Below are 23,537 nucleotides of genomic sequence, written 5' to 3' on the forward strand. Positions count from 1 at the left end.
GAATAAGAATAAATTAGTGCATTAAAAAGGTGTTATTCTGAGAATAACACCTTCCTTTTACTTTTCTTAATTTATTTCATTAAAAAGAAAACTGCAATCGGGTTTGTATCATATTAAAGTTCTCTTCTCCATTTAATGCATATTCATCCAACTCAACATTGGTAAAATTAAATTTCATTAAAATGTTGTGATTTACATACCATGTACATCCTAAAGTTAAATCTTTTTGTTTTCCACCCATTATATTTGAATCAGTATGATTCAAGTCAGTTACGTTGTACCTGGCAAGAAATTCAACTGAACCAGGATCTGGTTTAGCCAAACGTGCTGATTTCATTTTATACTTGTAATCTCCACCTTTAAGCAACCATCCTAGCTGTGCATACCATCCTTGCGAATCATAATCCTCATAATCTGATTTTCTTGAAACTGATGCTTCAATATATTCCCCTTGAAATGATATCGGTCCATTTGCAGCAATCATCTCTAAGCCTATTTTCACTTGACTTTCAGCATGATTAACTTTAGCATCAATAAACCTTCTTCTTTCGATATGAGTTGCAGCTCTAGAGCGATATCTAATAAATTCAGGATTTGGATCATCATGTTCGTCAAAACCTGCGGCATCCGCTGTTCGGTATGTTCCGGAAACACCAATATGAAAAATTCCATCGTCGCTATTTATAGGAGCAAAAGCTAATCTTGAAGTTAAACCATATCCTTCATCACCTTCAGTCTTGTTATTGGTATCGCTACCAAATAAACCAATTTCCCAGAATCTTTTCTTTCCCCAATTAGCATACGATATTCCTAAATTTCTCCCTGGTCGAAAAGCTTCAACCGTGCTCGATGCATGCATAAACTTGGTTGTTTTCGAACTTTCAGTTTGTTCAATACCGAAAGGCTCAAGAAAATGTCCTGCTCGAACGAAACTGTTTTTATTTATCTTATGCATCAACCAAACATCTTTAAGAGAAACTGCTCCATCGGCAAAACCAATATTAATTTTAGCATCCCATTTTTTCCAAAGAGTAGCTTTCATTAATAAGCGAATGTCACGAATTTCACTTCCGCTACTTAAATCAGTTTCATCATCGAAATAAGCTGCAGCATCCATGTATACACGTCCTCCCATTCCAAATTTAAACTGACCATCGTCAGTTGCAACTTGAAGAGAGCCTTTGTTGACGCTTAGTTTTAAATTATTAGAATCTTGCGCAAATAGACTTCCTGCCAAAAGACATAAGCAGCAGGCAATAAAATAGTGTTTTTTCATTTTAAATCGATTTATAATTAGGCGTTTAGTATTTTGCATGCTAAATGTAACAAATTGAATTGTTAGATTAAGAATAAATAATCCTTCCTACAGTAGTTGGTAATCAAAATGCAATTCAATCGACACATTATCTTAATAACATGCGGCAAAACTAATGGCTTTAAAAGAAGATACACAAGTAAACATTTTAAGGAAAGGTTAATTCGACTTAACGAAAATTTAACATTGGAATTGAATGCATAAAAAAGAGGCTTCCATAATGGAAGCCTCCTAAGCTTAAGTTTTAAAACTTAATTATTTCTTGAAAATACCAAGATCTTTCAATTCTGAAGAACTGATGTATTCTAGGTAAGAAGCAACTTTTGCTTTACCCATTTTAACGAATACTTCACATGAAGCTTTGTATTTGTCATTTCTAGTAGTATCAGTCAACAACAAGTATCCCATAATGATATATCCTGCCATCTCAACTAAACGACGAGCATGGAAATCAAGGAAATCGTTGTGATCAGCAGTAGCATTAATTTCGTTTACTTTAGCTACAGCTTCTTCGTACTTCGCAGTCATACCTTTTAAAGTAGTTCTGATGTATTCGTACTGAGGATTTAAATCAGAAGCTTCATACTCCTTAATTTGAGCTAAATATGCACCAGTAGTTACTCCACGAACAGCAGCTACAACCTGTAACTGAGTAGTTCCTTCGTAAATATTAGTAATACGTGCATCACGAACCAAACGCTCAATTGGGTAATCTTTCATATAACCCGAACCTGCATGAATCTGCAATGAATCGTAAGCAACCTCATTACAAAATTCAGAAGCAAATAACTTCAATAATGGAGTGAATACATCAGCTATTTTCTGATATTTTTTCATATCCATTCTCTCTTCTTTATCTAAAGAACGATCTTGAGAAATGTGGAAGTATGCTTTGTAAACATCAACAAAACGAGCTGTTTCATATAATACTGAACGAGAAGCATTCAATTTCGCTTCCATGTTTGTAAGCATTTCGTAAACCGCAGGGAATTCGATAATTGCTTTACCAAACTGACGACGTTCTTTAGCGTAAGCTAAACCTTCACGGTAAGCTGCTTCAGCGATACCTACAGATTGAGCACCTACACCTAAACGTGCACCGTTCATTAATGACATTACATATTTGATCAATCCCATTTTTCGAGAACCAACCAATTCGGCAGGAGCGTTAGTAAATACCAACTCACAAGTTGGAGAACCAATAATTCCCATTTTGTGCTCGATACGACGAACTTTTACTGCCAGGTGTTTTTTGTCATAGATATACATAGACAAACCACGACCATCAGAAGTTCCTTCTTCAGAACGAGCAAGAACCAATGAAACATCACCATCACCATTGGTAATGAAACGCTTAACACCATTCAAATACCACTGATCTTCTTCTTTGTTGTAAGTTGCTTTTAACTGTACAGCCTGAAGGTCAGAACCAGCATCTGGCTCAGTCAAATCCATTGCAGCAGTAGCACCTTTTGCAAAGCGAGGAAGATAGTTTTCTTTCTGCTCTTTTGAAGCAAACTCATGAATTGTTTCAGCACAATCCTGAAGTCCCCAAATGTTAGCAAAACCACCATCGGCACGAGATACCAATTCAGCAGCCATTACATAAGGTACCATTGGAAAATTCAATCCATCGTATTCACGAGGAAGAGACATACCAATTAAACCTGCTTTTGTTAGTGCTTCGTGATTTTCAGCAGTTCCTTTCGCATAAATAACACGATCGTTTTCAACACGTGGTCCTTCTTGGTCAACACCTTCGGCGTTAGGTCCAATAATATCACCACAAATCTCACCAACGATTTCTAAAGTGCGATCGTAAGAATCCATTGCATCTTCAAAATCCAATGGTGCATAATCGTACTTCTCTTTATCTTCGAAGTTGCGCTCTTTAAGTGCAACAATTTTTTTCATTAGAGGATGATCCAGGTGGAACTTCATATCCTCATTATCTGTATAGAAATTAGCCATTTCTTTGGATGTTTTTTTTGTTAATAATTTAAGCTAAAAAGAAATATCGAATTACTTCGTATTCTCTTTGTACTGCTTAATCATTTTTGGTAATACAGTAGCAATATCACCTGTAATCACGTAATCAGCAAAGTTGTTGATTGGTGCATTCTTATCTGTATTGATCGCGATTACCATAGCTGATTCTTCCATACCTGCAGTATGCTGAATCTGACCTGAAATACCGCAAGCGATATACAACTTAGGACGTACAGTTACACCAGTTTGACCAATTTGACGCTCGTGAGAAGCGAAACCTGCATCAACAGCAGCACGAGAAGCTCCCACTTCACCACCAATTACCTCAGCCAACTCAGTTAACAAATCGAAGTTTGCTTTTGAACCAACACCATAACCACCAGCTACAATAATACCAGCGTTCTTGATATTTACTTTAGATTTCTCCATGTGACGTTCAATCACTTTTACAACGAAATCTTCAGCATTCACATACTTCTCAACATCTAGCTTATTAACTTTTCCTTTGTAAGCATCAGAACGAACTTCTTTCTTCATTACCCCTTCACGAACAGTTGCCATCTGTGGACGACAATCAGGGTTAATGATAGTAGCAACAATGTTACCACCGAATGCTGGACGAATTTGATACAACAAATCCTTATAATCTTTCTTGTTCTTCTTATCTGTGTGGTCACCGATTACAAGACTGGTACAATCTGCAGTCAAACCTGAGTGAAGAGCAGAAGATACACGAGGACCTAAATCACGACCAATGCTTGTAGCACCCATCAAAGCGATTTGTGGCTTTACTTCCTCGAATAATTTCACAATAATAGATGTATGAGGCAGGGTTGTGTATGGATACAAACGCTTATCATCAGCAATCCAAACTTTATCAACTCCATAAGGCATAATTTGCTTCTCAACACCTTTAAGATTCTCTCCAATTACGATAGCTTCTAACTCACACTTTAAATCATCAGCTAGCTTTCTACCTTTGGTAAGAAGTTCAAGACTCACATCAGCAACTTGACCTTCTTCTATTTCGCAATATACAAATACGTTATTCACGGTTTCTTTTTTTTAAATTTTACTTTGTACAGACATAGCATGCTACGTCTCTACCCGATAGTGTGGTTAGCAATTAATTCTTTCATTAACTCACCCATATCTGCATCAGTTGGCTCAAGAACCTTAGCTTCTTTAGCCTGGAAAACTACATTTTCAATAGTTTTTACTTTAGTAGGAGAACCAGTCAAACCAAGCTCTTCAGCTTTGGTTTCAATATCATTAACACTCCATTCGCCAATATTTAAGTAGGGACGATTGTTATGTAATGCGATATAATCTTCATCTGCATTTTGCATTTCTGATACCGCTCTTGCATGCTTGTATTTCATTACAAATTTAGCATTACGAGGGCGACACTCAGGAGCAGAAGCATTAACTGTAACTACCATAGGTAATTTACCTTCTACAGTCTCAACACCACGCTCTAAACGACGCTTAACTACAATCTTACCTTTTTCTGCAGATACTACATCTTCAGCATAAGTAATTTGAGGAATACCTAACTTCTCAGCAACCTGAGGTCCAACCTGAGCAGTATCACCATCAATTGCCTGACGACCTGCGATGATAATGTCAATCTTACCCATTTTTTCTAGAGTACATGACAATGCATAAGAAGTTGCCAAAGTATCAGAACCTGCAAAAGCACGATCCGACAAAAGGATTCCATTGTCTGCTCCACGATATAAACCTTCGCGAATAATTTCCGCAGCTCTACCCGGTCCCATAGTCAATAATGTAACTTCGGTTCCTTCATATTTATCTTTCAAACGTAATGCTTGCTCTAATGCATTCAAATCTTCAGGGTTGAAGATTGCCGGCAAAGCCGCTCTGTTCACAGTTCCATCCGCTTTCATCGCATCTTTCCCAACATTTCTGGTATCGGGAACCTGCTTGGCAAGAACAACAATTTTTAAACCTTTCATTCTATATGTATTTTATCATCAGTTTTTGATGTTGAAGCTAATTGAAGTAATTATCGCAAGTGATAATACATCCACCTTAGAATCAACTAATCACTAATTATTATTTTTTATTCAGGTTTGCTCATCATTCAATTGAATTCATTAAAATCAGAGCTTAGCAAATATAAAGATTAGAGTACTTAAAACAAATCTAGATAGTGAGTGTTCGATCCTAAGAAAATGGCAACAGAACAAAACATCTATCCATCTGTTTTAATGAAATTTAAGCAAAGCTACAACAAATTATTTTGTTTATTCATATTCATCAAATAGAAAGCTGTTTAGGCATTCAAACAGTCAATTATTTACTGAAAAAATTCTTTTACCATCACTTATTTATTCACACAAGTTTTAAACCTAACGAAAAGAGGTCAGTTCAAATAGAAAGAATGCTGGATATAATAAATTCATTATTTTTGGTATTTAATTTATGAATTCGATTGTATGATAACTTTTATAAGTGCAATACTTGCCTTAATTCTTGGATACTTTATTTACGGAAAATTTATAGAACATTTTTTTGGTGCGAATAATAAAATAAAAACACCCGCGGTTCGACTAGGAGATGGCGTTGATTTTATTCCAATGCCGACCTGGAAGATGTTTACCATTCAATTTTTAAATATAGCTGGCTTAGGTCCTATTTTCGGTGCCATTCTTGGCGCAATGTACGGTCCAGTTTCATACATATGGATCGTTTTTGGGTGTATCTTTATGGGAGGTGTACATGATTATTTCTCGGGTATGCTTTCCATTAGAAATGATGGTGCCAGTTTACCTGAAATAGTTGGTAAATATCTAGGAGTAATTGCCAAAATATTATTGGCAATAATAACCTTTGGATTACTAATAATGGTTGGCGTTGCATTTGTTACCGGACCAGCTGGTTTACTAAAAGATTTAACAGGTGGAGGATTGCACTATTGGTTGTACGGAATCTTCGGATATTACTTAATTGCTACACTACTTCCTATTAATAAGATTATCGGGAAAATATATCCAATATTTGGTGCTGCTTTATTAATTATGGCTTTCAGTATTGCTGGTGTGATGATGTTTAATGGTGCAACAGGAAGTTTACAATTGCATGAATTATCAATTGATCAGTTCAAAAATATGCATGCTAATCCAGTTCAAAACATACTGTACCCAATGATGTTTATTGTAATTTCATGCGGTGCCATTTCTGGTTTTCATTCAACTCAATCACCAATGATGGCTCGTTGTATGAAAAAAGAATCGTATGGTAGACCTGTATTTTACGGAGCAATGATTGCAGAAGGAATTGTAGCTATTATTTGGGCTACGGCAGCTATGAATTTTTTCGGTACAACATCAGATTTAAATTCCACATTTATTTCTGGTCACAATCCAGCTTGGATCGTGAATGAAATCTGTAATACATGGCTAGGTAAGGTAGGAGCTATTTTTGCAATTGTAGGTGTAATTGCCTGTCCTATTACAACTGGTGATACAGCTTTTAGAAGTGCCCGATTAATGATAGCAGATTTATTTAAACTCGAACAAAAATCATTAAAAAGCAGGTTACTAGTATCAATTCCTTTATTTGTTACAGGATTTATTCTATCACAACTCAGCTTTGGTACAATATGGAAGTTTCTTGGCTTATTCAATCAATTGTTAGCGATGGTTATGCTTTGGACAGCTGCTATGTATTTGGTAGAACAAAAGAAAAATCACTGGCTGTTAAGTATTCCAGCAACTTTTATGACGGCGATCTGTTTCACCTACTTTCTAGTTGCACCACATATGAATGGTGGTTTAAATATTGATCTATACCTAGGGTACACAATAGGTATTTTAATAGCATCATTGGCTTTTACCTGGTTCTTATTGATAGCTAAACGTAAAACAAAAAGAATACCGTACAAACTAAAAACATCTACACCTTAAATAAATAAATAAATAACGGAAGCCAATATAGCTTCCGTTTCTTTTTTGTTTTTATGCTTGTCCTGTAGGTCCAAAATTCATTGGAATCACCGGTCCTTGTGGTCCTTGATCTGGTTCTACATTTTTAATCGGTCCATTCATAGCTTCGAATTTACTGATGTTATCCTGAAGAGCAAGCATTAATCTTTTAGCATGCTCAGGAGTTAGAATAATTCGAGATTTAACATCTGCTTTTGGTACTCCAGGCATTACTCTAACAAAATCAACTACAAATTCAGATGATGAATGTGTAATAACTGCAAGGTTTGAATACGTTCCCTGTGCTACTTCCTCGGTTAATTGGATATCTATTTGATTGGATTGTTTTTTATCACTCATGACAAGTTCTTTTATAGTTTTAAAATAGTGTATAGGTAAAATTAGGAAATATATTTTGATTGAAGCATTATAAATGAACAATAAAAAAGGGTGTTTCCAAATTGGAAACACCCTTTTATTTTATAGAGTTCTTATCTTAGAAATCTGATTTGGTCTCAAGAAGTTTTTCATATTCTTCTTTAGCTCCAACAACAACATCTTTGTATTCTCTCAAACCTGTACCAGCAGGAATCAAGTGTCCACAAATAACGTTCTCTTTCAGACCTTCAAGTTTATCTATTTTACCGCTAATAGCAGCTTCGTTCAGAACTTTCGTAGTTTCCTGGAACGATGCAGCTGAGATGAAACTCTTAGTTTGAAGAGCAGCACGAGTAATACCTTGCAAAATCTGAGTAGATGTTGCAGCAATAGCCTCACGACCTTCAACTAATTTCAAATCTCTACGTCTCAAGATTGAATTCACATCTCTAAGCTTTCTAGAAGATACAATTTGACCAGCTTTCAATTCATCAGAATCACCAGCATCAACAATGACTTTCTTACCGAAAATTTCATCATTTTCCTGCATGAATACCATCTTATCAATAACTTGTTTTTCTAGGAATTTAGTATCTCCCGGATCAGCGATAATTACTTTACGCATCATCTGGCGTACGATAATCTCAAAGTGCTTATCATTAATTTTCACACCCTGCATACGATATACATCCTGTACCTCGTTCACGATATACTCCTGAACTTTTGTAGGTCCTTTAATAGATAGAATATCTGCTGGTGTTGTAGCACCTTCTGATAACGGAGTACCAGCTCTTACATAGTCATTCTCCTGAACAAGTATTTGCTTAGAAAGAGGTACCAAGTACTTCTTAACATCTCCTGCTTTGGTTGTAACTACAACCTCACGGTTACCACGCTTAATTTTACCGAAAGTAATCTCACCATCAACCTCAGATACAACAGCTGGATTGGATGGATTACGAGCCTCGAATAACTCAGTAACACGAGGAAGACCCCCGGTGATATCACCTGCTTTACCAAGAGCTCTAGGAATCTTAACAACAGATTGACCAGAAACAACCATCTCTCCTTCTGAAACAGAAATGTGAGCACCTACTGGTAAGTTATAAGATTTTAAAACCTCACCAGATGAGTTCAAAATCTTAACACTTGGGTTTTTAGTCTTATCCTTAGATTCAGTAATTACTTTTTCAGCAAAACCAGTCGCTTCATCCGATTCCTCAGTATAAGTAACACCTGCGATTAAGTTTTCGAAGGTAACCTTACCAGAGAATTCGGTAACGATCATTGCATTATAAGGGTCCCATTCACAAATAAGATCACCTTTCTTAACATCTTGACCATCCTTAATATACAATTTAGATCCATAAGGAATTGTATGAGTAGTCAATGTAATGTTTGTATTTTTATCGATAATACGTAATTCTGCCAATCGACCAATAACAACATCGTGCTTAGCTCCTTCTTCAGGAGTATGCTCTACTGTTCTTAATTCTTCAAATTCAGCGTAACCATCGTATTTAGACTCAACAGAGTTTTCGGCAGAAACGTTACCCGCGGTACCCCCTACGTGGAAAGTACGAAGAGTAAGCTGTGTACCCGGCTCACCAATTGACTGAGCTGCAATAACTCCAACTGCTTCACCTTTTTGAACCGCTTTACCTGTTGCAAGATTTCGTCCGTAACATTTAGCACAAACACCTCTTTTTGATTCACAAGTAAGAACTGAACGAATCTCAATTCTTTCGATTGGAGATTTCTCAATAACTTGAGCAATTTCCTCGGTAATTTCAACACCCGACTTGACAATTAAGTCTCCAGAAATAGGATTATAAACATCATGAACGGTAGTTCTACCAAGAATTCTTTCGTATAGTGAAGCTACAACCTCTTCCTGATTCTTAATTGCTGTTGCTGTTAAACCTCTAAGAGTTCCACAATCTTGCTCGTTGATAATTACATCCTGAGCAACATCAACCAAACGACGAGTTAAGTAACCCGCATCAGCAGTTTTAAGAGCCGTATCGGCAAGACCTTTACGCGCACCGTGAGTAGAAATAAAGTACTCAAGAACCGAAAGACCTTCCTTAAAGTTAGAAAGAATTGGATTTTCAATAATCTGACCACCAGTAGCACCTGATTTCTGAGGTTTAGCCATCAGACCACGCATACCACCCAACTGACGAATCTGCTCTCGAGAACCACGGGCTCCTGAATCAAGCATCATGTAAACTGAGTTGAAACCATCGTTATCTGCAGCTAACTGAGTCATCAGTGTTTGAGTTAAGTTCGCATTTACATGCGTCCAAATATCAATAATCTGATTGTAACGCTCGTTGTTGGTAATGAAACCCATATTATAGTTATTCAATACCTCTTCAACCTGAGCATATCCATCAGCTACCAATGATTCTTTTTCAACTGGTACTTTAACATCCGAAAGGTTAAACGATAGTCCACCTTCAAATGCCTTACGATATCCTAAGTCCTTAATATCATCAAGGAATTTAGCACATGCATCAACACCACACTTCTTGAATACATATCCAATAATGTCACGAAGAGCTTTTTTAGTAATCAATTGATTAATAAATCCAGCACCATGAGGAGTAAACTGATTTAAAATAATACGACCAATAGTAGTTTCTACAATAGTATCAACTAACTCATCGTTCTCATTTAAATCTTTAACTTTTACTTTAATCTTACTATGAAGAGCAACAGCTTTCTCATTGAAAGCGATCATAGCCTCTTCTGCAGAGTAAAAAGTTAAACCTTCACCCTTACTACCTTTTCTAGCCTTGGTAATATAATAAAGACCAAGAACCATATCCTGAGAAGGTACAGTTACCGGAGCACCATTAGCTGGATTCAAAATATTGTGAGAACACAACATTAACATTTGAGCCTCTAATACCGCCTCATTACCAAGTGGCAAGTGAACTGCCATCTGGTCACCGTCGAAATCGGCATTGAAACCAGTACATGCTAATGGATGTAGACGAATTGCTTTACCCTCGATTAATTTTGGCTGGAATGACTGAATACCTAAACGGTGAAGAGTAGGAGCACGGTTAAGAAGAACCGGATGTCCTTTCAGTACATTTTCCAAAATATCCCAAACTACAGGATCTTTACGGTCAACAATTTTCTTTGCTGACTTAACAGTCTTTACAATACCACGTTCGATCAACTTACGAATTACGAAAGGCTTGTAAAGTTCTGCTGCCATATCCTTAGGCAAACCACATTCGTGCATTTGCAAATCCGGTCCTACAACAATTACCGAACGTGCAGAATAGTCAACACGCTTACCCAACAAGTTCTGACGAAAACGACCTTGCTTACCTTTCAAAGAATCTGAAAGAGATTTTAAAGGACGATTATTTTCAGTCTTAACTGCATTCGATTTACGTGAGTTATCGAATAATGAATCAACAGATTCCTGAAGCATACGTTTTTCGTTACGTAAGATTACTTCTGGAGCTTTGATTTCAATTAATCTTTTTAGACGATTGTTACGAATAATTACTCTTCGGTATAAATCGTTCAAATCCGATGTCGCAAAACGACCACCATCCAAAGGTACCAATGGACGCAATTCTGGTGGAATTACAGGAACAACTTTTACAATCATCCATTCAGGACGATTAATTCCTTGCGAATCACGGAAAGCCTCAACAACTTGAAGACGCTTTAATGCTTCATTTTTACGCTGCTGCGATGTTTCAGTATTTGCTTTATGACGCAAATCGTAAGATAATGCATCAAGATCTAAACGACCTAGCAAACTGTACAAAGCATCCGCACCCATTTGTGCGATAAATTTATTTGGATCATCATCATCCAAATATTGATTCTCAGCAGGAAGTTCATCAAGAATATCAAGATACTCCTCCTCTGTTAAGAAATCTAAATATTTTATACCATCAGCTGATTTAATACCAGCATTAATCACGACATAACGTTCGTAATAAATGATAGAATCAAGCTTTTTGGTTGGTAATCCCAAAAGATAACCAATTTTATTCGGTAACGATTTGAAATACCAAATGTGTGCTACAGGTACAACCAACTGGATGTGTCCCATACGCTCACGTCTAACCTTTTTCTCGGTTACCTCTACCCCGCATCGGTCACAAACAATACCACGATAACGGATACGCTTGTACTTACCACAATGACACTCATAATCTTTAACAGGACCGAAAATTCTTTCACAGAATAATCCGTCGCGTTCCGGCTTATAAGTACGATAATTGATGGTTTCAGGCTTTAAAACTTCGCCGCTCGATCTTTCTAGAATCTCTTCAGGTGAAGCAAGACTGATAGAGATTTTTGTAAAACTGCTCTTTACTTGTTTATCTCTTCTGAATGCCATATGTTGAAAATTAGGAAATTAACAAAATAATTCAATAAAAGTGAATGTACGAAGAATCGCACATTCACTTTATAATAAGGCTTATACTAATTTAACGCTCAAGCCAAGACCTCTTAATTCGTGTAACAACACGTTTAGAGATTCCGGAATACCCGGATTTGGCATAGGATCACCTTTAACGATTGATTCGTATGCTTTCGCACGACCAATAACATCATCCGACTTAACGGTTAGGATTTCCTGTAGAATATGGGCTGCCCCGAAGGCTTCAAGTGCCCAAACCTCCATCTCACCAAAACGCTGACCACCAAACTGAGCTTTACCTCCAAGAGGCTGCTGAGTAATCAATGAATAAGGTCCGATAGAACGAGCATGCATCTTGTCATCAACCATGTGACCAAGTTTCAGCATATAGATAATACCAACTGTTGCTGGCTGATCAAAACGCTCACCTGTTCCTCCATCGTGAAGATAAGCTTTACCGAATGCAGGAACACCTGCCTTGTCAGTATAACTTGTAATCTCATCTAATGACGCACCATCGAAAATAGGAGTAGCAAACTTCAAATCAAGCTCTTTACCTGCCCATCCAAGTACAGTTTCAAATACCTGTCCAAGGTTCATACGAGAAGGTACACCAAGAGGGTTCAAACAAATATCAACAGTAGTTCCATCTTCTAGGAAAGGCATATCTTCATCTCTAACAACTCTAGAAACAATACCTTTATTACCGTGACGACCTGCCATCTTATCACCAATCTGCAATTTACGCTTTTTAGCTACGTAAACTTTCGCCATTTGAATAATACCCGCAGGCATTTCATCACCAATGGTTACATTGTATTTCTTACGCTTATTAAAACTCTCAAGTTCCTTATACTTAATTATATAATTATGCAAAAGTTTCTTGATCGTTTCATTCTTCTCTTTATCGGTAGTCCACTTGTTAGGATTAATATCCATATAATTGATATCCATAAGAAGTTTCTGAGTAAACTTCACTCCTTTAGGAATAATATCAACACTTAAGTAGTCTTTAACACCTTGCGATGTTTTACCGTTAACAAGAATAAAAAGTTTGTCAACCAAACGATTCTTCAACTCGCTAACCTGCTTTACCAATTCTTCATCCAACTTCTGAATAAGTGGCTTGTCAGATTGCTTAGATTTACGGTCACGAATCGAACGAGAGAATAATTTCTTTTCAATAATAACTCCGCGTAATGAAGGAGAAGCTTTTAAAGAAGCATCTTTTACATCACCAGCTTTATCACCAAAAATAGCTCTCAATAATTTTTCTTCCGGAGAAGGATCAGATTCTCCTTTAGGAGTAATCTTACCAATAAGGATATCACCTGGTTCTACGTTAGCACCAATTCTGATCAATCCATTCTCATCAAGATTACGAGTTGCATCTTCACTTACGTTTGGAATATCAGAGGTTAACTCTTCCATACCACGCTTCGTGTCACGCACTTCTAGAGTGTATTCGTCAACATGAACTGATGTAAATACATCATCTTTAACGATACGTTCTGAAATTACGATAGCATCCTCATAGTTGTAACCTTTCCAAGGCATAAACGCAACTTTAAGGTTACGTCCTAGAGCTAACTCACCATCTTGCGTAGCATAACCGTGAGTCATAATCTGTCCTTCAACAACCTTTTGTCCTTTTGTTACAATAGGTTTAAGGTCAATTGTAGTTCCCTGGTTGGTTTTTCCGTATTTCGGAAGATTATATGTTCTTGTGTCTCCTTCGAAACTAACAAATGATTCCTCTTCAGATCGTGCATATTTAACAACAATCTTATTTGCGTCAACAAATTCAATTACACCTTCACCATGAGCGGCGATTTGCGTTCTTGAATCACGAACAAGATCACCTTCCAAACCTGTTCCTACAATAGGAGATTCTGGTTTGATAACCGGTACAGCCTGACGCATCATATTAGATCCCATCAACGCACGGTTAGCATCATCATGCTCAAGGAAAGGAATTAAAGAAGCTGCAATAGAAGCAATCTGGTTAGGAGCAACATCCATCAAATCGATATTATCAATTTCCTCAAATGGGAAGTCACCATCCTTACGAGACTTAGCTTTAGGATTAACAAATGTCCCATCTTCATTTAGTGGAGCATTCGCCTGAGCGATAGTTAAACCTTCTTCTTCTTCTGCTGATAAATATCCAACTCCATCAGACGATAAATCAACTTTACCATCAACTACCTTACGGTACGGAGTTTCAATAAATCCAAGATTATTAATTTTTGCAAACACACAAAGAGAAGAGATCAAACCAATATTTGGTCCCTCAGGTGTCTCAATCGGACAAAGACGTCCGTAGTGAGTGTAGTGTACATCTCGAACCTCGAAACCTGCTCTTTCACGGGAAAGACCACCAGGTCCTAATGCCGACATTCTACGTTTGTGTGTAATCTCAGCAAGTGGATTCGTTTGATCCATGAACTGTGATAATGCATTCGTTCCAAAGAAAGAATTAATCACTGAAGACAAAGTCTTCGAATTGATCAAATCAATAGGGGTAAACACCTCGTTATCACGAACATTCATTCTCTCGCGAATTGTTCTAGCCATACGAGCTAAACCAACACCGAACTGAGTATAAAGTTGTTCACCAACTGTTCTAACACGACGATTACTTAAGTGGTCAATATCATCCACATCAGTACGCGCGTTCAACAATTTGATTAGGTACTTAATAATTTCAATAATGTCTTCCTTAGTCAATACTTTGGTGTCACCATCAGTATTAAGACCAAGTTTTTTATTTATGCGATATCTACCAACATCACCTAAATCATATCTCTTATCAGAGAAGAATAGTTTATCGATAACGTCACGTGCTGTAGCCTCATCTGGTGGCTCAGAGTTACGTAACTGACGATAAATGTGAAGAACAGCTTCTTTTTCAGAGTTACAAGGATCTTTCTGCAATGTATTATAGATAATTGCATAATCCGCTAAATTTTGTTCTTCTTTATGAAGCAAAATTGTTTTTGTACCTGATTCAAGAATTTCTTCTATATGTTCTGGTTCGATTATTGTCTCACGATCAATAACCACCTCATTACGTTCGATTGATACTACCTCTCCCGTATCCTCGTCAACAAAGTCTTCAATCCATGACTTAAGAACACGAGCAGCAAGTTTTCTACCAACGATTTTTTTCAAACCGGTTTTAGAAACCTTGATTTCATCGGCAAGGTCGAAAATCTCTAGGATCTCCTTATCACTTTCGTAACCAATGGCACGAAGAAGTGTTGTAACAGGAAGTTTTTTCTTACGGTCGATGTAAGCAAACATGACATTATTAATGTCGGTTGCAAACTCGATCCAGGAACCTTTGAAAGGAATAATTCTGGCAGAATATAACTTGGTTCCATTTGCGTGTACACTTTGCCCAAAGAATACACCAGGTGAACGGTGAAGCTGAGAAACAACTACACGTTCTGCTCCGTTAACTACAAAAGTACCTTTTTCGGTCATGTAAGGAACAGTTCCAAGATATACATCCTGAATCACTGTGTCAAAATCCTCATGCTCCGGATCAGTACAGTAAAGTTTTAGTTTAGCTTTCAGCGGTACACTGTAAGTTAAACCTCTTTCAATACATTCTTCGATTGAGTAGCGGGGCGGATCAACAAAATAGTCGAGAAACTCCAGTACGAAGTTATTTCGTGTATCTGTAATTGGAAAATTCTCGCTAAATACCTTAAATAATCCTTCGTTCGTTCTTTTCTCTGGAGTAGTTTCCAACTGAAAAAAGTCTTGAAAAGATTTTAATTGTACTTCCAAAAAATCAGGATATAATAACTGATTTTTACTTGAAGCAAAACTAATTCTTTGACTAATAGTATTTGAAGACATTTACTTAAAATTAATTGAACCTAAACGATAATAAACAACAAAAAGGCTTAGAGTACCTAACTGGTACTCTAAACCAAAATAACCTTATATATAGGTTTTAGCGCTTCTATTTAAGTTCAACTTCAGCTCCAGCTTCTTCTAATTGTGCTTTAAGTGCTTCAGCTTCTTCTTTAGAAACTTTTTCTTTCAATGGAGCTGGTGCAGCATCAACTGCAGCCTTAGCTTCCTTAAGACCTAAACCAGTTAATTCTTTAACCAATTTCACAACAGCTAGTTTAGAACCACCAGCAGCTTTAAGAATTACGTCAAACTCAGTTTGTTCTGCAGCACCACCATCAGCACCAGCAGCTGGTCCAGCTACAACTGCAGCAGCAGCAGCAGGCTCAATTCCGTATTCTTCTTTTAGAATCTCAGCTAACTCACTTACTTCCTTAACAGTCAAATTAACTAATTCTTCTGCAAACTTTTTTAAATCTGCCATTTTCCTTCAGTTTTTAAATTTAATTTACTAATATATTACTCTTTTTCTGAAAGTGTTTTCACAACACCAGCAAGGATATTCTTTCCCGATTCCAATGAAGAAATAACGTTCTTGATTGGTGACTGTAATAACGCCACGATATCTCCAACAAGTTCTTCTTTAGACTTAATAGTGCTAAGAGCTTCAAGCTCGTTATCACCAACGTAAATCGACTCTTCAACATAAGCCGCTTTCAGGATAGGTTTATCATGTCCCTTACGGAACTCTTTGATAAGCTTTGCAGGAAGGTTTCCTGTATCTGTAAGCATAAGAGAGGTTGCTCCCTTAAGTACATCATTCAATCCTTCAAACTCTCCTTCTGCTCTTTCCAAAGCATTTCTAAGAAGTGTGTTTTTTACAACAACCAACTTAATATCTTTCTCGAAACACGCTCTACGAAGTGCAGAAGTGTCTTCGGCATTCATTTCTGAAATGTCCGTCAGATAAAAGTGATTTGAAGCATTGATTTCTTCCGTCAAGCTATCAATAATCTGAATTTTTTCTTCCCTTTTCATGATTACTAAGGTCTTGATTAAAAATTAAAATTAGTCAAGTGATTTTGGATCCAACTGGATACCAATACTCATTGTGCTTGACAGGTATACACTCTTCACATAAGTTCCTTTTGCAGCAGATGGCTTAAGCTTATTGATAATGCCAACAAATTCCTTAGCATTTTCTTTAATCTTATCTGCATCAAAAGATACTTTACCGATTGATGAGTGAATAATACCGTATTTATCGACCTTAAAATCAATTTTACCAGCTTTCACTTCGGTAACTGCTTTAGCAATGTCCATTGTTACTGTACCAGACTTAGGATTTGGCATTAAACCACGAGGTCCTAAAACTCGTCCTAAAGCACCAACTTTCGCCATTACAGTAGGCATTGTGATGATAACATCAACATCAGTCCATCCACCTTTGATTTTGGCAACGTAATCGTCAAGACCAACATAGTCAGCCCCAGCAGCTTTAGCTTCTTCTTCCTTATCAGGAGAACATAAAACTAAAACACGAACTTCTTTACCAGTACCATGAGGAAGAGTAACCACACCACGTACCATTTGGTTAGCTTTTCTTGGGTCAACTCCTAAGCGAATATCCATATCCACTGAGGCATCAAATTTGGTAGATGTAATCTCCTTAACCAATTTTGCTGCTTCATCGATAGAATATAGCTTATCAGTATCCACTTTTTCTGAAGCTAACTTTCTATTTTTTGTTAGTTTACCCATTTTAAGTGCAGTATTTTAAAATTATTGATTAAGTGGATTATCACCTGAAATTGTGACACCCATACTTCTTGCCGTACCAGCTACCATACTCATGGCGCTCTCTACTTTAAAAGCATTTAAATCTTTCATTTTCCCCTCTGCAATCGCACGTACCTGATCCCAAGTAATAGAACCAACTTTTTTACGATTAGATTCAGGAGAACCTGATTTTAATTTTGCAGCTTCTAAAATTTGCACAGCTACTGGAGGAGTTTTTGTAATAAATTCAAATGAACTATCAGAATAAACAGTAATCACAACAGGGATTACTTTTCCAGCCTGATCTTGAGTTCTTGCATTGAATTGCTTACAAAAATCCATAATATTTACCCCTTTAGCACCTAATGCCGGTCCTACTGGGGGTGAAGGATTTGCAGCACCACCTTTGATCTGCAATTTGATTAATCCTGCAACTTCTTTAGCCATAGCTTTACTTTTCTAAAAGATTTAATTATTCTTTTTCTACTTGCATGAAACTTAATTCCAAAGGTGTTTTACGTCCGAAGATTTTCACCATAACTTTTAGCTTTTTCTTCTCTGCATTCACCTCTTCAATCACGCCAGTAAAACCATTAAATGGTCCATCAGTCACTTTAACCATTTCACCAACATAATAAGGAATACTAATTTCCTCATCTTTGCCAGCCAGTTCATCGACCTTACCCAGTATGCGGTTCACTTCTGACATACGCATAGGAGTTGGATCGCCGCCTTTTGTATCCCCCAGGAAGCCAATCACATTCGTAATATTACGAAGGATGTGAGGAATTTCTCCAACGAGTGCTGCTTCAATAAGAATGTAACCAGGAAGGAAAATTCTTTCCTTACTAATTTTCTTACCGTTGCGCACCTGAAACACTTTTTCGGTAGGAATGAGAACCTGTGACACATACTCCTGTAGACCAAGATTAGAAATTTCACTATCAATATATTCCTTGACCTTCTTTTCTTTTCCTCCTACAGTCCTTAGAACATACCATTTTCTATCAATTTCAACCATCTTTCTCTAATAAGGAATTAGTGTAACATATTGTATATAACATCCATCAAGTTCTTGAACCCCAAATCCATTACGAAAATCGCAAGTGCAATAATAGTGGAAGCAATCATAACTACAATCGCACTACTTTGAAGCTCAGACCATGATGGCCAAGATACTTTCTGAACTAGTTCTTTATAAACTTCTTCAATGTAAATTTTTAGTTTCATAAGGCAAAATTTGTCTTTGCACGGGAGGAGAGACTCGAACTCCCGACACCTGGTTTTGGAGACCAGTGCTCTACCAACTGAGCTACACCCGTCTATAAGAAGACCGATCCGGTTTCCCGGATCAACCTTATATATGTTCTAATTACTCAACGATTTCAGTAATCTGACCAGCACCTACAGTTCTACCACCTTCACGGATAGCGAAACGTAGACCTAAATCACAAGCTACTGGAGTAATCAACTCAACGTTGATAGTAACATTATCACCTGGCATTACCATTTCAACACCTTCTGGAAGAGTAATCTCACCAGTTACATCAAGAGTTCTGATATAGAACTGAGGACGGTACTTGTTATGGAATGGAGTATGACGTCCACCTTCTTCTTTTTTCAATACGTAAACCTCAGCCTTAATCTTAGTATGAGGAGTAATTGTGTTAGGGTGACAGATAACCATACCACGCTTGATAGCAGATTTATCAATACCTCTTAACAATAGACCTACGTTATCACCAGCTTGACCTTCGTCCAAAATCTTACGGAACATCTCAACACCAGTACAAACAGTTTTCATACCTTCTGCACCAAGACCAATGATCTGTAATTCTTCACTAGTTTTAACGATACCAGTCTCAATACGACCTGTAGCAACAGTACCACGACCAGTAATAGAGAATACATCTTCAACTGGCATTAAGAAAGCCTTATCTACATCACGTGGAGGAAGTGGAATCCAAGTATCCACAGCTTCCATCAACTCCATGATTTTATCTTCCCACTCAGTCTCACCGTTCAAACCACCTAATGCAGAACCTGCAATAATAGGAGTGTTATCACCATCAAACTCGTAAAAATCTAACAATTCACGAACTTCCATCTCAACTAATTCTAGCATCTCTTCATCGTCAACCATGTCAACTTTGTTTAAGAATACTACAATTTTAGGTACATTTACCTGACGAGCTAGAAGGATATGCTCGCGAGTCTGTGGCATAGGACCATCAGTCGCAGCACAAACCAAAATAGCACCATCCATCTGAGCAGCACCAGTTACCATATTCTTCACGTAATCCGCGTGACCTGGACAGTCAACGTGAGCATAGTGACGATTAGCAGTTTGGTATTCTACGTGAGCAGTATTAATAGTAATACCTCTTTCTTTCTCCTCTGGAGCATTATCGATAGAATCGAAAGATGCAACTTCAGAAAGACCTCTTTTCGCCAACACTGTAGTGATAGCAGCAGTTAAGGTAGTTTTACCGTGGTCAACGTGACCGATAGTACCGATATTTACGTGTGGTTTTGACCTGTCAAAATGTTCTTTAGCCATAACTCAATAAGTTAATTAAATATTAGACAACAATTAAAAACAATATTTTAAATCCATTGGTTAATAATGAGCAATAAACTCAAAATTTCGACAACCAATAAAGTGTGAGCGGGAAACGAGACTCAAACTCGCGACCCTCAGCTTGGAAGGCTGATGCTCTATCAACTGAGCTATTCCCGCATAAAAGAAATCATACAATTCCTTTCATTCAAAGTGGGGAGAGCAGGATTCGAACCTACGAAGACGAAGTCAGCGGAGTTACAGTCCGCCCCAGTTGGCCACTTTGGTATCTCCCCAAATATATTTTAAACAGAGCCGATGGAGGGACTCGAACCCACGACCTGCTGATTACAAATCAGCTGCTCTAGCCAGCTGAGCTACATCGGCAAAATGCAAACCACTTATTTAACAAGGCATAGATTTCCCTGAAAATGGTCTGCAAATGTAAAAATATTTTAAATTTATAACAAAATAATCATGTGTTTTTTATAATTATTTTGCGCGAAGCTTTTCTTTGTGTTTCACCACCTGCTTTCGTAGTGCCTCAATGGCAGAATCTGTTGATTCTTCGAATGTCTTACTTTGCTTTTTTGCAAAAAAATCGCCACCCTTCACATTAAGGCTAACTTCAACAATTTTATTTTCTGCACTCGCAGCTTTCTCAACTTTAAGAAACACTTCCGCTCCAAGCACATCATCATTAAGCTTCATTATTTTTTCAAGCTTGCTCTCAATAAAATTCTCCAACTTTACATCAGCCACAAAACCGATAGATTGAATATTTATATTCATACTTATTCCTCCAAAATTTATGCTCTCGGATGAGCTTGTTTGTATATATTATTTAAACGCTCGAATGAAGTATGAGTATAAATCTGCGTTGCTGAAAGATTGGAATGACCCAGCAATTCTTTAACAGCATTTAATTCCGCACCATTATTTAATAAATGAGTTGCGAAAGTATGCCTCAAGACATGCGGACTCCGCTTTGTCATTGTTGTAATTTTAGATAAATGTTTAACCACTACCCTATACAACAATTTTTCGTAAACAGGCACCCCCTTTTTAGTTACAAAAAGAAAATCATTCCCGCGATCAAAAGTCTTTTGTTTCACATCAAGATATTCATCAAGAAGATCTTCTAAACTTTTACTTATCGGAATGATTCTTTCCTTATTTCTTTTTCCTAATACTTTCACCAAAGATGTTCCACGATCAAAATCATTTTCCTTAAGATTCATCAATTCAGACAATCTCATTCCAGTCTGATAAAACAACTCAAGAATAAATCTATCTCGAACACCTTCGAAACCTCCACCAAAATCAATTTCTCGCAAAAGCAACATTGAATGCTCTCCAACAAAACCTGGCAATTTCTTTGCTTGCTTGGGTCCCACCACACGATCCATTGGATTCGATTCCACAAGTGATTCCCTCAACAGGTATTTAAAATATGATTTTAACGAGGATAATTTCCTATTTACAGTACGTGAACTATTTCCATCATTCATTAAAAAAACGATCCACTTCCGCACATCTTTAAAACTAGCCTCTTCTATTTCCAAACCTAACTCTTCTCTTGATAAAAATTCATCAAACTGAGTTAAATCACAGTCATAAGACAGAATAGTATGTACAGAATATCGTTTTTCGTATTGCAAATAAGATAGAAAAGATTCCTTAAAACTCATACATCCGGGATATTTATCCGTCAGGATAATCCAAGATACAAAAAATTAAGATATCAAGGAACTAATCCAAAAAAAAATCAATCTTCAGCTTGTTGCATTGCTTGAACATAGATTGCATGTAATTTCTCTTCTCTTCTTTTGATAGATGGTTTTTTATAAACCTGTCTTCCTCTAAGTTCTTTAATTACACCAGTTTTTTCAAATTTTCTTTTGAATTTTTTCAAGGCTCTTTCAATGTTTTCGCCTTCTTTCATAGGAATAACAATCATAATTTTCTCCTTTAAATTTTATGTTTTTCTAAGTGAGCCGCAAATTTATCAATTCAATCAGTATTATTCAAATTTATTTCAATAAAAGTATCGAAATTCTCTCCTTCTTAAGAAATTAGATCAAAAATACGACTGTGCAAAGTTAGAAAATAAGCTGTTCTTTCTCAAATATCTCTAATCATTTTAATCTAATGAAAGATAAGGAGATAATTTACCAAATATTGAATCAGACAACAACCCCTTATCCCTCAACTCCTCAACAGAGTTAAAATCTCCCATTCTATGCCGATATCGTACAATATCATTTGCAATTCTATCTTTTATATAAGGATGACTTTTTAATTTATCTTTATTAAAAGAATTTATTCCCATTTTTAAAATTAATGAAGAATCAACAGTAATTAATCCTGAAAACCGTAAATAACGCTCCTTTGAAATCCCATAAACTTCAATTAATTGTTCCTTATTTGAATAACCACCCAATAACTTCCGATATTTTATAATTCGACTGGATAATACTTTTCCTATTCCTGGCAATTTTTTTAATTCACTAGTATCACTACTATTCAATTCAATCAATTTATATTCTTTATCAATTTTCTCAGGAATAACTAAATCGATATTTATATATGGCATCAGTACTAAAAGTTTAGCAGAATCAAAACCATATATCTTCTTAAGATCTTTAGCCTCTTTAAAACTACCACCTTTCTCTATGTACTTTTGAATCCGATTGGCAATTTTACTATCTACACCTAAACTATCCCAACCAGAATAAGATAAAGTATTGGGATCGAATGGAAACAGATAAGATATTTTCGACACCTTTTTTGACTTATACCTATTCACAGTCTGTATTTTCTTGAAAGTAATATATTCATCAAGTAGATTTAAATCTTCATTTGTGAAACCATAAATCTTAAGCAAATCACCCTTCTTATAAAAAATGCCTCCTGCTTTTCGATATCTTATTAAATTTTTTATTTGAAAATTAGACAAGCCCAATTGATTTAGTTGAACTTCCGTTACGGAATTAGGATCGAAAGAAAAGTAATTGTATTGATTCTGTTTCGATTTTGATTGTTCGATAGAAGAAATTAAAGATTGAATCTCTTGCTGCTTATCCTTAACCAGAATTTTTGATTCAGAATTAGAAGAACTAAAAAAAACTGGCACAACATACACACCCAACAATACTATTACAAGGATTAACAATCCTCTTTTTTCAGATGCTGAGTATGAAAAATATTCCTTTATGATTTTCCTTATTTTCATAAATAAAAAAAAGTGTTATTTGAAAACAAATAACACTTAACAATATTATAAAAAAGATT

19 protein-coding genes and 4 tRNA genes are annotated in these 23,537 nt (G+C 36.5%); 1 reads left to right on the forward strand and 22 read right to left on the reverse strand.

All coding sequences use genetic code 11. The features are described from left to right. Positions 1-79: 79 nt before the first annotated feature. The 4 genes from GCQ56_RS10135 to GCQ56_RS10150 all read right to left on the reverse strand — a co-directional run bounded on the left by GCQ56_RS10135 (position 80) and on the right by GCQ56_RS10150 (position 5,283). Entirely contained in the window at positions 80-1,276 is a 1,197-nt protein-coding gene (locus tag GCQ56_RS10135) for an OprO/OprP family phosphate-selective porin (protein ID WP_193323763.1), read from the reverse strand. 294 nt (positions 1,277-1,570) lie between these two features. After that, positions 1,571-3,286, reverse strand: coding sequence for an acyl-CoA dehydrogenase family protein (locus GCQ56_RS10140; RefSeq protein ID WP_152734361.1), 1,716 nt, complete (start codon positions 3,284-3,286; stop codon positions 1,571-1,573). A 51-nt stretch (positions 3,287-3,337) separates the two neighbouring features. Continuing rightward, positions 3,338-4,357, reverse strand: a complete 1,020-nt coding sequence (locus GCQ56_RS20770; protein WP_299993546.1) for an electron transfer flavoprotein subunit alpha/FixB family protein — start codon at positions 4,355-4,357, stop codon at positions 3,338-3,340. 50 nt (positions 4,358-4,407) lie between these two features. Then, the gene (locus GCQ56_RS10150) at positions 4,408-5,283 is read right to left on the reverse strand and encodes an electron transfer flavoprotein subunit beta/FixA family protein (protein ID WP_152734362.1); all 876 of its coding nucleotides are present in this window, start codon (positions 5,281-5,283) and stop codon (positions 4,408-4,410) included. A gap of 483 nt (positions 5,284-5,766) precedes the next feature. Here GCQ56_RS10150 and GCQ56_RS10155 point away from each other — a divergent pair, with 483 nt between their 5' ends. Further along, a complete protein-coding gene (locus tag GCQ56_RS10155) occupies positions 5,767-7,236 on the forward strand; it encodes a carbon starvation protein A (RefSeq protein WP_152734363.1) in 1,470 nt (489 codons plus the stop codon). Positions 7,237-7,287: 51 nt separating this feature from the next. On the opposite strand, the gene GCQ56_RS10160 is transcribed toward GCQ56_RS10155, so the two are convergent. The 18 genes from GCQ56_RS10160 to GCQ56_RS10245 form a co-directional block, all read right to left on the reverse strand. After that, a complete protein-coding gene (locus GCQ56_RS10160) occupies positions 7,288-7,614 on the reverse strand; it encodes a DUF3467 domain-containing protein (RefSeq protein WP_152734364.1) in 327 nt (108 codons plus the stop codon). 136 nt (positions 7,615-7,750) lie between these two features. Then, on the reverse strand, positions 7,751-12,013 hold the full coding sequence (gene rpoC, locus GCQ56_RS10165; protein ID WP_152734365.1) for a DNA-directed RNA polymerase subunit beta': 4,263 nt from the start codon (positions 12,011-12,013) through the stop codon (positions 7,751-7,753). Between the two features lie 81 nt (positions 12,014-12,094). After that, the gene (gene rpoB / locus GCQ56_RS10170) at positions 12,095-15,907 is read right to left on the reverse strand and encodes a DNA-directed RNA polymerase subunit beta (protein ID WP_152734366.1); all 3,813 of its coding nucleotides are present in this window, start codon (positions 15,905-15,907) and stop codon (positions 12,095-12,097) included. Positions 15,908-16,013: 106 nt separating this feature from the next. Then, positions 16,014-16,388: a 50S ribosomal protein L7/L12 gene (rplL, locus tag GCQ56_RS10175; protein WP_152734367.1), complete on the reverse strand. Its 375-nt coding sequence runs from the start codon at positions 16,386-16,388 to the stop codon at positions 16,014-16,016. Between the two features lie 35 nt (positions 16,389-16,423). After that, the gene (rplJ, locus tag GCQ56_RS10180) at positions 16,424-16,942 is read right to left on the reverse strand and encodes a 50S ribosomal protein L10 (RefSeq protein ID WP_152734368.1); all 519 of its coding nucleotides are present in this window, start codon (positions 16,940-16,942) and stop codon (positions 16,424-16,426) included. A 30-nt stretch (positions 16,943-16,972) separates the two neighbouring features. Beyond that, positions 16,973-17,665 (reverse strand): 50S ribosomal protein L1, encoded by a 693-nt coding sequence (gene rplA / locus GCQ56_RS10185; protein WP_152734369.1) that lies wholly within the window; start codon positions 17,663-17,665, stop codon positions 16,973-16,975. Between the two features lie 21 nt (positions 17,666-17,686). Further along, complete coding sequence (rplK, locus tag GCQ56_RS10190; protein ID WP_152734370.1) at positions 17,687-18,130, reverse strand: 50S ribosomal protein L11; 444 nt, start codon at positions 18,128-18,130, stop codon at positions 17,687-17,689. Positions 18,131-18,155: 25 nt separating this feature from the next. After that, positions 18,156-18,704 (reverse strand): transcription termination/antitermination protein NusG, encoded by a 549-nt coding sequence (gene nusG, locus GCQ56_RS10195; protein WP_152734371.1) that lies wholly within the window; start codon positions 18,702-18,704, stop codon positions 18,156-18,158. Between the two features lie 17 nt (positions 18,705-18,721). Beyond that, complete coding sequence (secE, locus tag GCQ56_RS20775; RefSeq protein ID WP_152734372.1) at positions 18,722-18,913, reverse strand: preprotein translocase subunit SecE; 192 nt, start codon at positions 18,911-18,913, stop codon at positions 18,722-18,724. A gap of 19 nt (positions 18,914-18,932) precedes the next feature. Then, a tRNA-Trp gene (locus GCQ56_RS10205) sits at positions 18,933-19,005 on the reverse strand. A 50-nt stretch (positions 19,006-19,055) separates the two neighbouring features. Continuing rightward, on the reverse strand, positions 19,056-20,243 hold the full coding sequence (tuf, locus tag GCQ56_RS10210; RefSeq protein WP_152734373.1) for an elongation factor Tu: 1,188 nt from the start codon (positions 20,241-20,243) through the stop codon (positions 19,056-19,058). A gap of 107 nt (positions 20,244-20,350) precedes the next feature. Continuing rightward, a tRNA-Gly gene (locus GCQ56_RS10215) sits at positions 20,351-20,423 on the reverse strand. Between the two features lie 34 nt (positions 20,424-20,457). Continuing rightward, positions 20,458-20,539 (reverse strand) — tRNA-Tyr (locus GCQ56_RS10220). A gap of 17 nt (positions 20,540-20,556) precedes the next feature. Continuing rightward, positions 20,557-20,630 (reverse strand) — tRNA-Thr (locus GCQ56_RS10225). A 105-nt stretch (positions 20,631-20,735) separates the two neighbouring features. After that, complete coding sequence (gene hpf / locus GCQ56_RS10230; RefSeq protein WP_152734374.1) at positions 20,736-21,035, reverse strand: ribosome hibernation-promoting factor, HPF/YfiA family; 300 nt, start codon at positions 21,033-21,035, stop codon at positions 20,736-20,738. A 17-nt stretch (positions 21,036-21,052) separates the two neighbouring features. Then, on the reverse strand, positions 21,053-21,934 hold the full coding sequence (locus GCQ56_RS10235; protein WP_152734375.1) for a tyrosine-type recombinase/integrase: 882 nt from the start codon (positions 21,932-21,934) through the stop codon (positions 21,053-21,055). A gap of 77 nt (positions 21,935-22,011) precedes the next feature. Next, on the reverse strand, positions 22,012-22,203 hold the full coding sequence (gene rpsU / locus GCQ56_RS10240; RefSeq protein WP_152734376.1) for a 30S ribosomal protein S21: 192 nt from the start codon (positions 22,201-22,203) through the stop codon (positions 22,012-22,014). 183 nt (positions 22,204-22,386) lie between these two features. Continuing rightward, positions 22,387-23,478 (reverse strand): ComEA family DNA-binding protein, encoded by a 1,092-nt coding sequence (locus GCQ56_RS10245; RefSeq protein WP_152734377.1) that lies wholly within the window; start codon positions 23,476-23,478, stop codon positions 22,387-22,389. Positions 23,479-23,537 lie beyond the last annotated feature (59 nt).

Origin of the sequence: Marinifilum sp. N1E240 (assembly GCF_009295825.1) — a bacterium.
In the GTDB taxonomy this organism is placed as follows: domain Bacteria; phylum Bacteroidota; class Bacteroidia; order Bacteroidales; family Marinifilaceae; genus Marinifilum_A; species Marinifilum_A sediminis.